Origin of the sequence: Ruoffia tabacinasalis (assembly GCF_005864045.1) — a bacterium.
Lineage (GTDB): Bacteria > Bacillota > Bacilli > Lactobacillales > Aerococcaceae > Ruoffia > Ruoffia tabacinasalis.
This window is the reverse complement of the sequence record NZ_VBSP01000019.1, coordinates 1-13,987: the sequence shown is the minus strand read 5'-3', so window position 1 is coordinate 13,987 and position 13,987 is coordinate 1. Positions and strand designations below refer to the sequence as shown.

16 protein-coding genes and 1 pseudogene are annotated in these 13,987 nt (G+C 37.5%); 11 read left to right on the top strand and 6 right to left on the bottom strand.

The annotated features are described in order from the left end of the window. The first annotated feature begins 4 nt into the window (after positions 1-4). A complete protein-coding gene (locus FEZ33_RS06515) occupies positions 5-577 on the top strand; it encodes a GAP family protein (RefSeq protein WP_138404594.1) in 573 nt (190 codons plus the stop codon). 235 nt (positions 578-812) lie between these two features. Here the strand turns inward: FEZ33_RS06515 and FEZ33_RS06510 are convergent, their stop codons facing one another. The 3 genes from FEZ33_RS06510 to FEZ33_RS06500 form a co-directional block, all read right to left on the bottom strand. Next, complete coding sequence (locus tag FEZ33_RS06510; RefSeq protein ID WP_138404593.1) at positions 813-1,142, bottom strand: DsrE family protein; 330 nt, start codon at positions 1,140-1,142, stop codon at positions 813-815. A 221-nt stretch (positions 1,143-1,363) separates the two neighbouring features. Further along, positions 1,364-1,867 carry a hypothetical protein gene (locus FEZ33_RS06505; RefSeq protein ID WP_138404592.1) on the bottom strand — a complete coding sequence of 168 codons (504 nt, stop codon included), beginning with the start codon at positions 1,865-1,867 and terminating at the stop codon, positions 1,364-1,366. A gap of 84 nt (positions 1,868-1,951) precedes the next feature. Continuing rightward, a complete protein-coding gene (locus FEZ33_RS06500) occupies positions 1,952-2,362 on the bottom strand; it encodes a VOC family protein (RefSeq protein ID WP_235888787.1) in 411 nt (136 codons plus the stop codon). Between the two features lie 168 nt (positions 2,363-2,530). Between FEZ33_RS06500 and FEZ33_RS06495 the strand changes: the two genes are divergently transcribed. The 4 genes from FEZ33_RS06495 to FEZ33_RS06480 are packed head-to-tail and all read left to right on the top strand — an operon-like array spanning position 2,531 to position 5,319. Next, on the top strand, positions 2,531-3,034 hold the full coding sequence (locus FEZ33_RS06495) for an ECF transporter S component (protein WP_138404591.1): 504 nt from the start codon (positions 2,531-2,533) through the stop codon (positions 3,032-3,034). After that, positions 3,035-3,580 carry a TIGR01440 family protein gene (locus FEZ33_RS06490; RefSeq protein ID WP_138404590.1) on the top strand — a complete coding sequence of 182 codons (546 nt, stop codon included), beginning with the start codon at positions 3,035-3,037 and terminating at the stop codon, positions 3,578-3,580. A 24-nt stretch (positions 3,581-3,604) separates the two neighbouring features. Beyond that, complete coding sequence (locus FEZ33_RS06485) at positions 3,605-4,843, top strand: ArgE/DapE family deacylase (protein ID WP_138404589.1); 1,239 nt, start codon at positions 3,605-3,607, stop codon at positions 4,841-4,843. 41 nt (positions 4,844-4,884) lie between these two features. After that, complete coding sequence (locus tag FEZ33_RS06480) at positions 4,885-5,319, top strand: GNAT family N-acetyltransferase (RefSeq protein WP_138404588.1); 435 nt, start codon at positions 4,885-4,887, stop codon at positions 5,317-5,319. Positions 5,320-5,367: 48 nt separating this feature from the next. Here FEZ33_RS06480 and FEZ33_RS06475 read toward each other — a convergent pair whose 3' ends face one another. Then, a complete protein-coding gene (locus FEZ33_RS06475; RefSeq protein ID WP_138404587.1) occupies positions 5,368-5,838 on the bottom strand; it encodes a MaoC/PaaZ C-terminal domain-containing protein in 471 nt (156 codons plus the stop codon). Between the two features lie 23 nt (positions 5,839-5,861). Beyond that, complete coding sequence (gene fadE, locus FEZ33_RS06470; protein WP_138404586.1) at positions 5,862-7,067, bottom strand: acyl-CoA dehydrogenase FadE; 1,206 nt, start codon at positions 7,065-7,067, stop codon at positions 5,862-5,864. Positions 7,068-7,275: 208 nt separating this feature from the next. Between fadE and FEZ33_RS06465 the strand changes: the two genes are divergently transcribed. The 6 genes from FEZ33_RS06465 to FEZ33_RS06440 all read left to right on the top strand — a co-directional run bounded on the left by FEZ33_RS06465 (position 7,276) and on the right by FEZ33_RS06440 (position 13,857). Beyond that, complete coding sequence (locus FEZ33_RS06465) at positions 7,276-8,175, top strand: LysR family transcriptional regulator (RefSeq protein ID WP_138404618.1); 900 nt, start codon at positions 7,276-7,278, stop codon at positions 8,173-8,175. Between the two features lie 349 nt (positions 8,176-8,524). Beyond that, positions 8,525-9,706: an acetyl-CoA C-acetyltransferase gene (locus FEZ33_RS06460; RefSeq protein WP_138404585.1), complete on the top strand. Its 1,182-nt coding sequence runs from the start codon at positions 8,525-8,527 to the stop codon at positions 9,704-9,706. A gap of 17 nt (positions 9,707-9,723) precedes the next feature. Further along, positions 9,724-10,842 carry an acyl-CoA dehydrogenase family protein gene (locus FEZ33_RS06455; protein WP_138404584.1) on the top strand — a complete coding sequence of 373 codons (1,119 nt, stop codon included), beginning with the start codon at positions 9,724-9,726 and terminating at the stop codon, positions 10,840-10,842. A 12-nt stretch (positions 10,843-10,854) separates the two neighbouring features. Beyond that, on the top strand, positions 10,855-11,712 hold the full coding sequence (locus FEZ33_RS06450) for a 3-hydroxybutyryl-CoA dehydrogenase (RefSeq protein WP_235888786.1): 858 nt from the start codon (positions 10,855-10,857) through the stop codon (positions 11,710-11,712). A gap of 13 nt (positions 11,713-11,725) precedes the next feature. After that, the gene (locus tag FEZ33_RS06445) at positions 11,726-12,511 is read left to right on the top strand and encodes an enoyl-CoA hydratase-related protein (protein ID WP_138404583.1); all 786 of its coding nucleotides are present in this window, start codon (positions 11,726-11,728) and stop codon (positions 12,509-12,511) included. A 26-nt stretch (positions 12,512-12,537) separates the two neighbouring features. Continuing rightward, positions 12,538-13,857: an acetyl-CoA hydrolase/transferase family protein gene (locus FEZ33_RS06440; protein ID WP_212746674.1), complete on the top strand. Its 1,320-nt coding sequence runs from the start codon at positions 12,538-12,540 to the stop codon at positions 13,855-13,857. Between the two features lie 12 nt (positions 13,858-13,869). Here the strand turns inward: FEZ33_RS06440 and FEZ33_RS06435 are convergent. Next, positions 13,870-13,987: pseudogene (locus tag FEZ33_RS06435) on the bottom strand (IS30 family transposase); the annotation flags it as partial.

Here is a 13,987-nt window from a genome sequence, read left to right as displayed (position 1 = left end):
GAATATGTTTTTATCATTATTAGGTGTTACGATTGGTGCTGGATTGGTTGAAAGTTTAAATCCAATTGCTATTTCACAACAGTTTGTATTACAATCTACCGCGAAAAGTAAGCATTCAATCTTGACTTATATTTTTGGAATTGGTTTAACTAACTTTATTTTTGGGCTGTTATTTTACTTCGGTCTGGCGCAAATTATCCGAAATGTTTTTGAATCGGTGCAGACAAATTACCCGTTTCTATTCCCGCTCACACTGATTATCATAGGTGTGATGTTAATTATTTACTGTGTTTACCACTATTTTTCAGAGAGAAATAAAAAAGCAGAGATTAAAGATGGGGAAGTAGAACCTACGCCAAAGAATTTGTCAGCCGTTCAATTATTTGAAGTTGGCGTAATGTCTTGTTTGGCAGAGCTCACAAGCGCTTTGCCATACATTGGCTATTTAACGATCTTAATTTCAGCTGATAATCAATGGACAGTGGCTTTAGTTATGCTTGTATTATATAACTTAGTCTTATTCAATTTACCATTGTATATTTTGTATGCAGTGTCCGTTTATAATGAAAAATGCTAATGAAAATTTATACTCGATTTTACCGTATCATGAGTTATATTTTAGAGTACGGAATCCCAGTACTAAACGTTTTATTAAGTTCGTTTCATATATTTAGGAGAGGTTAGGTTTTATAATTTGTAAAGTGGGTGAATTCGTGTCCCTGAAAAAATCTCAGGGACACGAATCCAACAACCAATCCCAAAAAACCAGCCCACCTCACTCAGTATCAATACTGAATAGGGTGGGCTGTTATTTATGCGCGTATATATGCATAGCCGTCTTCTTGGCGGGCAATCAGTTCAACCACGCCACTTGGGACGTATGTAAAGTGAATAGCTTCTGCTTGTTCTTGTGTTAATTCTTGTGCAGCCAAAGCATGTCCGCATAACTCGAAAGTAACACCTTTTTCTAACAAAGGCTCAGCTTTCGAAGCAATATCAGGGTGACTAACAATTTGAACGGCAGGTCCGTTTCCAAGAATAACTATATCAACGTTAACTAAATCAGCTAAGGCATTTCTAGCACTAGCAATAACTTTTGACCAATCCTCTAATTCGTGAGCATGAAATATGACTTTTTTCATCGTTTCACCTCTTTACTTTTGAAAAAATAGAAATAAACCAGCGTGTAAAGGCAAAACTTCTGCCGGCAAAAAGTTTTTGATTGCGTAAACAATCCATCGAGTCTTTATATTTATCAGCTGCAGTGGTTTTTAATCGTTAAACTTTAATCGTAATATTAAATTAATCGTCAGTCGCAACCGTTCAATCTAGTTTTAAGTACACAAAGACTCTACCAAAAGTGTTAAATCTCAGTGAGTAAATCAATTGAAATCATAGAGTTTGCATTCGATTGATCGATTAAAGAAGAAATTTTATTAACTTCTTTCGTAAGTCGGTCAATGTCTTCGCGAATCGATGACTCATTATAAGCACTATATTCGACCACGCCAACACCCGTCTCAACGCGTGTTTCTTGGCGCTGAATTAAATTCTCAAGTTGCGTCAATAGTAAACGCGTTTGACGAACCCATTCGAGCTGATAAGTGACACTATGATTTTCTACAATAAGTTCATTATTTGCCTGTGCAATGGCGTGACGCAAAGCGCTTATGTCGGTAATCATTTGTTTGTATTTTACCAATTCTTCTTCATTCGATTTAGCTTTATCATCATGGGCAATTGGCTTACCGTCCACTTTCACCGGTCCAAAGAAATTTGAGCGGAAACGGTAAGTAAGTTGGTCAATTTGTTTATTAAAATTTGATAAAGTAAAAATAGCTTCTTGAATAGTTAAATGATGTTGCATAGTTACCTCCAGTGATAAAATTTAGTTTTCCAAAACTGCTGCTTCCAAGTTGCTTATAATAATTTTCTTCGTATTCATCTAGGTTTAAATTTGAGCGTCAGTTTGTTGCAATTCATTTAAGTGACTCGGGATAATTTGCCAAGAAAGACCGTACGCATCCTTAACCCAACCACATTGCTCACTTTCTGGAACGTGAGATATTTTTGACCAGTAGTAGTCAATCTCCTCCTGATCTTCGCAAGCAATCGTAAATGAAATTGCTTCGTTAAATCGGAAATACGGACCGCCATCTAGACCAATAAATTTCTGGCCATTCAATACAAATTCAGCATTAATAACTTTGCCAGCCATGCCTTTAAAATGTTCATTTAAAGACTCATCCGGATAATATTCGATGGACGTGACTTCTGAATTAGGAAAAATAGAAACATAATAATTAAGCGCTTCTTCACAATTGTTATCTGAGAACCATAATGATGGGATAATGTTTTTCACAATATACACTCCTAATGTTTTCTTTATTTTACCACTCCAAAATATCAAAACAAAATAATACAATCAGTCGAACAATGAAAGCGACTGTTTCTAATTAATTTCTAATAAGCGTATAAAAAGGGTCAAATTTGTATTATAATAATAGAATACAAAGTGAGGTGAATGGGAATGTTTAAAACAAATAATTTAGTTAAAATCGCGTTGTTAACTGCTTTAACGACTGCTATTTCCCTATTAGTGATTATTCCGGTTCCAGCAATGAACGGATTTGTTACATTATGTGAGGCGGGTATATATTTAAGTGCAGTCTTACTTGGTCCCGCAGGTGGCTTTTGGGTTGGGGCATTGAGTGGTGGACTTATTGATATATTAACTGGTGCACCTCAATGGGCTTTATTCTCAATCATCATCCATGGTATTCAAGGATTGTTAGTTGGATATTTATATCAAAAATTAACAAGTTCCTTTAAACTAAGTATGAGCTTAGTACTTGGAAGTGCGAGCATGATTGTCGGCTACTTCTTAGCAACCATGTTACTATATACTTGGCCAGCAGCGATGGCGTCAATTCCAGGGAATCTTGTTCAGACAGTTTTTGGAAGTTTAGTCACGATCGCCATGTTAAAAGGTCTTAAGAAAACAAGTTTTAATCCAGCAAAAGAAGGTAATTAAATGAACACTGATAAGTTAACGAATGATTTAATTCAAATTGTAGAAGATGTACTAGAGGCAGCCCAATTACAAGCAGGGAATACTTTTGTTTTAGGGTGTAGTACAAGTGAAGTTGTTGGAGGCATGATTGGGAAAAATTCCAGTCAAGAAGTCGGCGAACTCATTGTCTCAACACTGAAAGAGTATTTAGACCAGCATCAAATTAATTTAGCCGTTCAAGGATGCGAGCATTTGAACAGAGCGCTTGTTGTTGAACGCGCCTTTGCAAAGCAAGCTGACTTAGACGAAGTGTTTGTTGTACCAGCTTTAAATGCTGGAGGTGCAGCCTCGGTGGCAGCCTTTAAATACTTTACGGATCCAGTTGTCGTTGAACATATTGTTGCACAAGCTGGTTTAGATATTGGAGATACGGCAATTGGGATGCATGTTAAACATGTCCAAGTACCCGTGCGCCCAAGCATTAAGGGATTAGGCTCAGCCCATGTCACAGCTTTAAGAACTCGACCAAAATTCATTGGGGGACCTCGCGCACAGTACGCTAATTAAGGAAAATATTAAGGAGTGGAATGTATGAGTATTTTTTCAAATGAAGATAAGATATCACTATTAAAAGATTTAGTTGCGATTAAATCAGTTAATGGAAATGAAATCGAAGTTGCAACTTATTTAAAAGACGTCTTAAATAAACATCAGATTGAAGCAGAAGTGATTGAAGTCGATGAAGGACGCGCCAATTTAGTGGCTGAATTCGGAAGCAGTAGCCCCCTGATTGGAATTTCAGGTCATATGGATGTAGTGTCAGAAGGGGACGCTGCTGATTGGAAATATGATCCCTTTGTCTTAACTGAAGAAGACGATAAACTATATGGACGCGGGACTGCGGATATGAAAGCAGGATTAGCAGCACTTGTCATTGCGATGATTGAAATCAAAGAAGCCGAAGCCTTACCTCAAGGAACGCTTCGCTTATTAGTGACTGCGGGTGAGGAAAGTACGCAACTCGGGTCAAAATATTTACGTGAAAATGGCTACATGGATGACGTTGAAGCAATGATTATTGCTGAACCAACAGGTGATGTCATAAACATTGCCAACAAAGGATCAATGAACTTTAAAGTAACTTCTCGCGGGAAATCGGCTCACAGTTCCATGCCAAAAGTTGGTAAGAATGCGATTGAACCATTAATGGGCTTTGTTGAACACGTCATTGGAACATTTGAGAGTGTGAATCAAGAGACTGATTTCTCAAGCTTTGATTTTACTCCCGTCATTGAAAATTTTGGTGGGTCTAAAGATGACACCGAAGGAAATAAAGATTTAGCAGATCTTCTAAAAAGAGCGGTCTTAACTAATACATTGTTCAACGGTGGCTCACAAATTAACTCAGTACCGGACAAAGCCGAAGCTTACTTCAATGCGAGAACGGTGACAGAATTTGATAACGAACAAATGCGAGATATTTTCAATCAAGTATTGGCAGAGTATGAAGGGACAGGAGCAGAACTTTCTCTTGAGATGTTACTAGATTTACCACCAATTATTACGACAGGTGATAATCTTTTAGCGACATTATCAAAAGAAATTGGGGAAGATAAACTAGGTACAGACCTACTGGTTGGACCAACGACTGGTGTCACAGACGCGTCGAATTTACTGATTGATAAAGGCGAAGACTTCCACTTTGTTGTCTTTGGACCAGGTCAGACAAGTTCTGCCCATCAACTCGATGAATACGTGAGTAAGGAAGCTTATTTTAACTTTGTGGATATTTATATTGAACTCATTACAAAATACGCTGAAGGCAAATAATTGAACGACGAGCACACTTTAACTGGAGCGTGAATTAAACAATGACGATGAGATACACTCAAGCGCAAATACCTGAGGTTTCTCTTGTGAAAATAGATGCCTTAATCGACGCACATACATTAGAAACTTATCCAGAATTTGAGGATTTAGAAACTAAATTGTATGCGATTGAAGCCGAAAATAAATTTGGCTTTGCTGGAGGCATCGCCTTTACGAAGCAATTTGAGACAGCACATGTGAATGCATTAGCAGTAGAGAAAGCGTATCGTGGCCAACAAATTGGATCAGGTTTATTAAAGGAAATGGAGCAGTATGCTGAATCCATTGGAGTACATACCGTTTCCTTATCAACCTTGAGTTACCAAGCCTTAGATTTCTATCAGAAATTAGGTTACACATTATCAGGTTCAATGACCGATTATCCAAGACGTGGTCTGACCAAATATGCTTTATACAAACGCCTACCAAATTATTAACTAAAGAAAAAGTCCTAGAAAAGAGTGATCTCTTCTAGGACTTTTTGCTTAAGGATTTTTCGAATGGTTTGTGGGGTTTTCATAGAACATAAGTATTGTCGAATTTGTTTTAAGAAGAATGTCATCTTTTTGATTTTTTACAATCCAGTTTACTTCTACGACTGCTTGATATGGTTTTGATTTAGACGGTTTGATATCCAGAATCTCAGTTTTAACGTATAGAATATCATCTGGTCGAGTTGGATTTGGCCAAGATAGGTTGACCATCGCACCAATCATACCGTGCTCGATGTTAAATGATCGAACTACTAGCCCCATAGCAATAGATGCTGTGTGCCAACCACTTGTAATTAAATCTTTAAACTGGTATTTCTTCGCTTTATCTTCATTAATGTGATAAAACTGAGGATCATATTTTTGTGCAAAATCAATGATTTCCTCTCGACTTATTTGATAAGAGCCACAATCTATTTTGTCTCCAATCTTTAAATCTTCTAAACGGAATATTTTATTATTCATATTTACCCCAGATTTTTTTAATTTTATGTAAATGCACCTAAACCTGTTAACTCACGGCCAACGATTAAAGCATTCACTTCATGAGTTCCTTCGTAAGTGTAGATAGCTTCTGCATCTGTGAAGAAACGCATCACTTCAGATTCTAAGGTAATACCATTACCACCACAAACTTCACGAGCCATTGCGACAGTTTCACGCATTGTCAGTGAGTTGTGCATTTTTGCTAGAGACGAATTTAACATTAATGGACGTTCTGTTTCTTGTAATTCAGCTAAGCGCACTGAGTAGCCAATGTTTGCTACAACGTTTGCTTGCATACGGGCTAATTTTTCTTGAACTAATTGGAAACCACCTAATTTTCTTCCGAATTGGTCGCGTTCTTTGACGTATTTTAATGCTGAAATGAAAGCACCTGCTGTCACACCCATCGCGATATGAGACACATCTGCACGAGTGAAGACTAAGATTTTCGCAACATCACCAAAGCCGTTAATGTTAGCTAAGCGGTCTGTTTCAGGCACAACAACGTCTTCTAATTTAATGTGTGCGTTACGGATAGCGCGTAAAGACCCTTTATGTGGAATTGGGTTAGCATCATAACCTTCGGCACCTTTACGAACGATGAAACATTTGATGCGGTTATCTTCAACGTCACGAGCGAAAATAGGAATAACATCCGCAGTATCCGCGCCACCAATCCAACGTTTTTCTCCGTTAAGAATCCAGTTGTCTCCCTCACGACGAGCCGTTGTAGCCAAGCCACCTGCAATATCAGAACCGTGATCTGGTTCAGTTAAGCCAAAGCATCCTTGCCATTCAAATGAAGCTAATTTTGGTGCGAATTCTTCGATTTGACGGTCATCTCCACCAATTAAAATCGTGTTGTAGCATAATCCACCGTGAACAGTGTAGAAAGTAGCGATGGATGCATCGAAACGGGCTAATTCTAAGTATAAGAAAGCTGTATATAATTCGCTTGGTTTACGTTTTCCTTCACGGTCAACATATAACTTAGGATTATTTATAATTCCAACATCACTAACTTTTTTAAATGCTTCAAATGGAAAATCAGCTTTCTCCCAGTACTCAGCGATGACTGGACGCACGTGAGTTTCTAAAGCTTCACGAACTTCTTGTAATACTTCAATTTCGCCATCAGTTAATTTCTCTGCATATCCATATAAATCTTCTGGATATAATTCCTTTACGATATCTGCTTTTGTTGTCATAAAAATTGCTCCTTTTTTGGTTAAATTAATTTGTATATAAACGCTTACAAGACTATAGTATAACCATTTTGCGAGAATTACTAATTACTAATAATTAAACATCGTATTAGCCCAACTTATGACTTATTAAAAAATAAGCGTTTACAAGCGATTAAAAAAGAAGTAACCTATATTATGTAAGCAAAAAGGAGTTTGAAATTTTATGAGAATGGATATAAATCAAATGAATTATTTCATAAATATTGTCGAATGTGGTTGCAATTTATCATTAGCTGCAAAGAAAATTCACATTAGTCAATCAGCTTTGAGCCAATTCATTACAAATTTTGAAAAAGAAGAAGTCGAACTATTTAAAAGAAAAAATGGACGATTAGATGAACTCACTGAAAGTGGAGAAAAGATATATCGCTATGCTCAAGATATTACGCAAAAAAGTATAGAGATGGAAGAGCTAGTGAGAAGAGAGGCTTCTAAACAAAAAGGAACCATTCGACTAGGCGTTCCATCTTTAATATTACGAGTTTACTTATCAACGTATTTACCAAACTTTGTGTTAGAACATCCAGACATCCGCATTGAAGTTACCGAAGGTGGCTGTAATGACCTAAGACATATGTTGATTAATAACGATCTTGATTTCGCATTTTTAATTGAACCGACGAACTTAGACCTGAAAGGTTTCGAACAACATGTGATTGACATTAATGAAATGACAGCCTTTATGGATGTGAACCATCCTTTAGCTTCTGATGATTTGTTGAACTGGTCTCAATTGAAGCCTTATAGTTTAGCGACGTTTAATGATACGTTTACAACGTATTTTCTAATTAAAAATAAATTAACTGAAGCGGGTGTGCCAAATGATGTCATATTTACGTCTGCTTCATGGGATTATTTAATCGAAGCGACGCGTAATAATGAAATCGTAACCATCCTACCAAAGCCAGTAGATCGCTTCTTGAGTAGCGATGAATTTGCGGTGAAGCATTTCCATGATTTCGTACCATTTAACGTTTTATTATGTCGATATAAGAAAAAAACTTATAGCGACGTTGAAAAAATCCTGCTTGAAAATATGCTCGACTTCTTCTATCAACCAGTCGATTAATGAGATGGAGTTAAACGAACAATAATTAATTTTAAGATAGTGTTGGTGAGATGATCTTGCTGATGCTATTTTTTTGTGATTGAACATCCTCGAAAAGTGACACTATATGACCTCAAACTACAGACCTCCATCCCACATTTTCTATACAAAAATTTTATGAAAACTACAATATCTCAACAATTTCCATCACCCAAAATGGTCATGAATCAACCATCCAAACGATATATAAGTTCAGCTTATAGAGTTGATAATTTTATAGTGTTAGAAATTTTCCGACTCAAGCTATAGAATAATATTTGTAAACGCTTAACAAATGTAACCAAGACACATATAAAATGGAGGAAGTAAATTGACAGAAGTAGTAATTGTATCAGCACGTCGTTCGCCAATCGGAAGCTTTGGGGGAGTATTCAAAAATGTTTCAGCTGTTGATTTAGCAACACAAGTAGTGAAAGAAAGTATTAAAGACATCAACTTAGACCCTCAAGAGATTAACGAAGTCATCTTAGGAAATGTACTTAGTGGAGGATTAGGACAAAACGTTGCGCGCCAAATCGCTATTAAATCAGGTATTCCAAAAGAAGTTCCTGCATTTACAGTGAACAAAGTGTGTGGATCTGGACTTAAAACTGTTGCCTTAGCAGCACAATCAATCCTAGCCGGAGACAATGAAGTTGTTATTGCGGGTGGAACAGAAAGTATGAGTCAAGCCCCATACGTATTAAATGACCAACGTTGGGGTAAACGTATGGGAGACGGACAAATCGTTGATACTATCTTAAAAGATGGTTTAATAGACGCTTTTGATGATATCCATATGGGTGTGACAGCTGAGAATGTCGCAGAAAAATTCGGATTAACTCGTGAAATGGAAGACGAGTTAGCCGTATCAAGTCAAAACCGTGCAGAAGCAGCAATCAAAGCTGGACGTTTCAAAGAAGAAATCGTTCCAATTGCCGTTCCACAACGTAAAGGTGACCCAGTGATGGTTGATACTGATGAATTCCCACGCTTTGGTTCAACGATGGATTCATTAGGAAAATTACGCCCAGCCTTCGCAAAAGACGGATCTGTTACAGCAGGTAACTCATCTGGAATCAATGACGGAGCAGCGATACTTATTTTGATGTCAAAAGAAAAAGCAGAAGCATTAGGTTTAACACCAATAGCTTCAATCGTCGCTTACGCAAGTGGCGGCGTAGATCCAAAAATTATGGGGACAGGTCCAATTCCAGCAATGCGGCGTGTGTTAGCTAAAGCAGACATGAACTTAGATGAAATTGAATTAATTGAAGCGAACGAAGCTTTCGCAGCTCAAGCTTTAAGTGTGATTAAAGAATTAGAATTAGATACAGACATCGTCAACGTCAATGGTGGATCAATCGCTTTAGGACACCCAATTGGCGCAAGTGGTGCCCGTATTACGGTAACGTTATTAAACGAAATGGTTAAACGTGACTCTAAAACAGGTCTAGCTACGTTATGTATTGGTGGTGGACAAGGGATTGCTTTAATCGTTAAACGCCCATAGAAAAAGGAGAATGTATTATGTCGAAAGAGGTTCATGCTTTATTTGAAGAAATTATCCAATACACGAATGATGAGTTAACCCAAGTGACGAAACATTATGATGCGACGGAAGAATATCCCACAGAGTATGTAGATTACTTCTTCAAGCGTGACATCTTTCGACTATTACTTTCTGAAGATTCGGAAACAGAAGATTTTTACACCTTTATAAAAATAATTCAAATTGTCTCTAAACAATTTCCGGCACTGGCAAGTATTTTATTAACTCAAGGAACTTACGGCGTCTGGCCGATTCATCGGTTTGGTACTTCAGCTCAGAAAAAGCAGCATTTAAATCCCGCACTTTCTGGAGAAAATTTAATTGCGTATGCATACTCTGAAATTGAAGGAAGTAATCCGGAATTAATGATGACAGAAGCGATCGAGACTGAAAGTGGCTGGACATTGAACGGCGTAAAAGCCAATGTATCCAATGCAAGTGTTGCTTCAACATTGATCATTGCAGCAAAAGCAATGAAACAAAATGGCGAAACCTGTCATGGTTTATTTATCGTCAATGCCCAAACACCGGGGATTGAAATTAGTGAACCAATAGAGAAGATGGGAATGAAAGCTTTACCGGTTTCAACGCTAACATTGACGGACGTTCACATTGAAAAAGACCAAGTCTTAGGTGGTATTTTAGCTGGAAATGAGCAAAACGAGAATCTAATGAATAAGATGAAACTCGCGGTCTCTGCCCAAGCTTTAGGAATTGCCCAAGGATCAATGGAGAAAGGCTTACTTTTCACAGGTTATGAACGTCAATTTGGTAAACGACTGATTGATTTACAGATGAATCAGTTCCGTTTAGCAGAATTAGAAACATTAATCCAAGCGACAGAAGCCTTTATTAAACAAGTCGTTGAAACAAATGCAAATAATACAAGCAAAGTAGCTATGGCAAAATTAATGTCATCAAACGTTGCGATAGAAACAACAGATACCGTGATACAAATCACTGGTGGTTACGGATATATGAGAAATAACGACATCGAACGCTATGTTAGGGATGCAAAGATAACTGGAATTTATGGTGGCTCATCCGACTCACAAAAGAAAATAATTGCCCAACCATGGTTATCAAAAGAAAAATAGGAGAATGATAAGATGCAAAAAATTAAACAAGTAATGGTCATCGGATCAGGACAAATGGGAAGCGGAATTGCCCAAGTACTCGCTCAAGCTGGGTATAAAGTATTTTTAAATGATATTAAAGAAGAATTTGTCACTCGAGGTATTGAGAAAATTCAAACGCAATTACAACGCCAAGTTGACAAAGAACGTCTAACTCAAGCAGAACTTGATGATACAATGGCTAACATTATTCCATCAACAGATTATGCACAGGCTAAAGAAGTTGAATTAGTTGTTGAAGCAGCGACAGAGAACCGTGAATTGAAATTAAATATTTTCAGACAATTAGATGACATTGCCCCTGAAGAGACTATTTTAGCAACGAACACGTCATCATTATCAATTACAGAGATTGCGGCAGTGACAAAACGCCCGAATAAAGTCGTGGGAATGCACTTCTTCAATCCAGTACCCGTAATGAAATTATTAGAAATCAACATCGGTCTAACAACGGATGCAGATACAGTTGACGCGATTAAAGCTGTAGGTGAAAGCTTAAATAAAACGATTGTTGAAGTAAAAGACTCACCAGGCTTTGTCGTAAACCGTATCTTAATCCCAATGATCAATGAAGCGATTTTTGTATTAAGTGAAGGTATCTCAACTGCCCAAGAGATTGATAATGCAATGAAAGCTGGCGCAAATCACCTGATTGGCCCATTAGCCTTAGCAGATTTAATCGGTTTAGATGTGACATTATCAATTATGGAAGTGTTATATGAAGGCTTTAAAGATTCTAAATACCGCCCAGCACCTCTATTAGTTAAACACGTTGAAGCAGGCTTACTCGGCCGTAAAACAGGTAAAGGTTTCTACGACTACAGTAAATAAAAGGAGCGTCTAAATGAATTCATACAACAAATTAATGATTGAAGTAAAAGACCGTATCGGATATTTAACGATTAACCAACCAAAAGCATTAAATGCCTTGGACAGTGAAGTGTTGCAAGAATTAAATACAGCATTAACTGAAATTGAATCGAATGAAGCTATCCAAGTATTGATTGTCACAGGGGCTGGAGAAAAAGCCTTTGTTGCAGGGGCTAACATTAAAGAAATGAGCCAAAAAAATCCAATCGAAGGAAAAGAATTCTCAGAATTAGGGAATGCGGTCTTTGCTAAACTTAGCAAATTACCGCAACCAACGATTGCGGCAGTTAACGGCTTCGCCTTAGGTGGCGGGAGTGAACTCGCTTTAGCTTGTGATATGCGTATCGTTTCAGAAACAATGAAGATTGGTCAACCAGAAGTTTCATTAGGAATTATTCCAGGTTTTGGTGGAACACAAAGATTAAGCCGCTTAGTCGGTGTTGCTAAAGCGAAAGAATTAATCTTCACTGGTAAAAACATTAAAGCAGACGAAGCAGAAAAAATCGGCTTAGTAAATAAAGTCGTTGCTCCCGAAGCCTTGCTTACAGAAGCTGAAACACTGGCACAAGCTATCTTAAAAAATGCCCCCTTTGCCGTTCAACAAGCTAAAGTTGTGATTGATAAAGGCTTAGAAATGCCATTAGACCACGCTTTGACTTTAGAAGCAGACGTATTTGGTCTCTGCTTTGCCACAGAAGATCAAACTGAAGGAATGTCTGCCTTCATCGAGAAACGCTCAAGTAAATTTAAAGGACAATAATATACTGAGAGAAGGAGTTTAACTAAATGATTGATAAAATGACAGCGCTATATAACGAGAAGCTAACGACAGCTCTTGAAGCAGTAAAATTAATCGAAGCCAATGATTCACTTGTTTACCCAATTACACCCGGTGAACCGGCTGCCTTACATGAAGCTTTAAGCTCATTAACAACACTGGAAAACAACACATTATACCGTATGTTACCAAGTACACCGACGTTAGCTTTTCCGAAAGAGCAATTGAAACAAGTATCAATCTTCTTATCAGGTGCTGACCGTAAAGATTTTAATACACACAAAGTAGATTTATTACCAAATCACTTCTCAGATATTCCATCACTACTATTACAACGTGACTCTGCGCCAGTGATTATGGCAACAGTATCACCGATGGATAAAGAGGGTTACTTCTCATTAGGGACAAGTGTTTCTTATGTTGGACCTTTATTAAAACACGCGAAGAAAATCATTCTAGAAGTAAATGAAAACATGCCTTACACATATGGCGATTCAAACCACATTCACGTGAGTGATGTCGATGCCTTGATTGAAAATAATTGTGACTTAACAACCTTGCCTGAACCAAAATTAAGTGACAAAGACTTAGCCATCGGTGAAATAATTGCCGACATGGTTCCAGATAAAGCAACCTTACAAATTGGTTTTGGTTCAATGCCAAACGCCGTTATGAAATATTTAATGACGAAAAAAGACTTAGGTTTACATACAGAAATGTTACCTGACAAAGCCGTCGACCTATATAAAAATAACGTCATCAGTAACCAACACAAACCACAGTTAAAAGGGAAGACAGTTTCAACATTTGCGATTGGATCAAAACGTCTATATGACTTTATGAACTATAACCCAGATATTTACATGCAACCATGTGACGTTACGAATAGCTTTACAACAATTAGTGAAATTGACAATCTCGTTGCGATTAATTCAACAGTTCAAGTTGATTTCTTAGGACAATGTAACTCTGAACGTGTTCAAGATACTTACTATTCATCGACCGGCGGACAAGCGGACTTTACAAAAGGAGTTCGCCTATCTCAAGCAGGTAAAGGAATTATTTGCCTTTACTCAACAGCGAAGAATGATTCAATCTCAACGATTGTGCCAGTTCTTCACGCAGGATCGCCTGTATCAACAACGAAAAATGATATTGATACAATCGTCACTGAATACGGAGCAGCTCAATTAAAAGGAAAAACTGTCTTCGAACGCACTGAAGCATTAATTAAAATTGCACATCCGAAATTTAGAGATGAATTACGTCAACAAGCCATTGACATGGGCTATTTAGAAGCTGAAAAACTCTTTGCAGCAATTGTTTAATATTTTGATTTGTCAAATTAAGCTAGACAAAACAGCTTCATCTAAGTAACTCAAAAATACTTCCAACGGTGTTTGGTAGTGCAAGGATTTCCGTGGAATCGTGTTCCGTTTGTGTGCAATCGATGACACA

Coding starts and splice junctions, on each gene's coding strand:
- FEZ33_RS06515 (WP_138404594.1), top strand. CDS start 5: ATGTTTTTATCATTATTAGGTGTTACGATTGGTGCTGGATTGGTTGAA.
- FEZ33_RS06510 (WP_138404593.1), bottom strand. CDS start 1,142: ATGAAAAAAGTCATATTTCATGCTCACGAATTAGAGGATTGGTCAAAA.
- FEZ33_RS06505 (WP_138404592.1), bottom strand. CDS start 1,867: ATGCAACATCATTTAACTATTCAAGAAGCTATTTTTACTTTATCAAAT.
- FEZ33_RS06495 (WP_138404591.1), top strand. CDS start 2,531: ATGTTTAAAACAAATAATTTAGTTAAAATCGCGTTGTTAACTGCTTTA.
- FEZ33_RS06490 (WP_138404590.1), top strand. CDS start 3,035: ATGAACACTGATAAGTTAACGAATGATTTAATTCAAATTGTAGAAGAT.
- FEZ33_RS06485 (WP_138404589.1), top strand. CDS start 3,605: ATGAGTATTTTTTCAAATGAAGATAAGATATCACTATTAAAAGATTTA.
- FEZ33_RS06480 (WP_138404588.1), top strand. CDS start 4,885: ATGACGATGAGATACACTCAAGCGCAAATACCTGAGGTTTCTCTTGTG.
- FEZ33_RS06475 (WP_138404587.1), bottom strand. CDS start 5,838: ATGAATAATAAAATATTCCGTTTAGAAGATTTAAAGATTGGAGACAAA.
- fadE (WP_138404586.1), bottom strand. CDS start 7,067: ATGACAACAAAAGCAGATATCGTAAAGGAATTATATCCAGAAGATTTA.
- FEZ33_RS06465 (WP_138404618.1), top strand. CDS start 7,276: ATGGATATAAATCAAATGAATTATTTCATAAATATTGTCGAATGTGGT.
- FEZ33_RS06455 (WP_138404584.1), top strand. CDS start 9,724: ATGTCGAAAGAGGTTCATGCTTTATTTGAAGAAATTATCCAATACACG.
- FEZ33_RS06450 (WP_235888786.1), top strand. CDS start 10,855: ATGCAAAAAATTAAACAAGTAATGGTCATCGGATCAGGACAAATGGGA.
- FEZ33_RS06445 (WP_138404583.1), top strand. CDS start 11,726: ATGAATTCATACAACAAATTAATGATTGAAGTAAAAGACCGTATCGGA.
- FEZ33_RS06440 (WP_212746674.1), top strand. CDS start 12,538: ATGATTGATAAAATGACAGCGCTATATAACGAGAAGCTAACGACAGCT.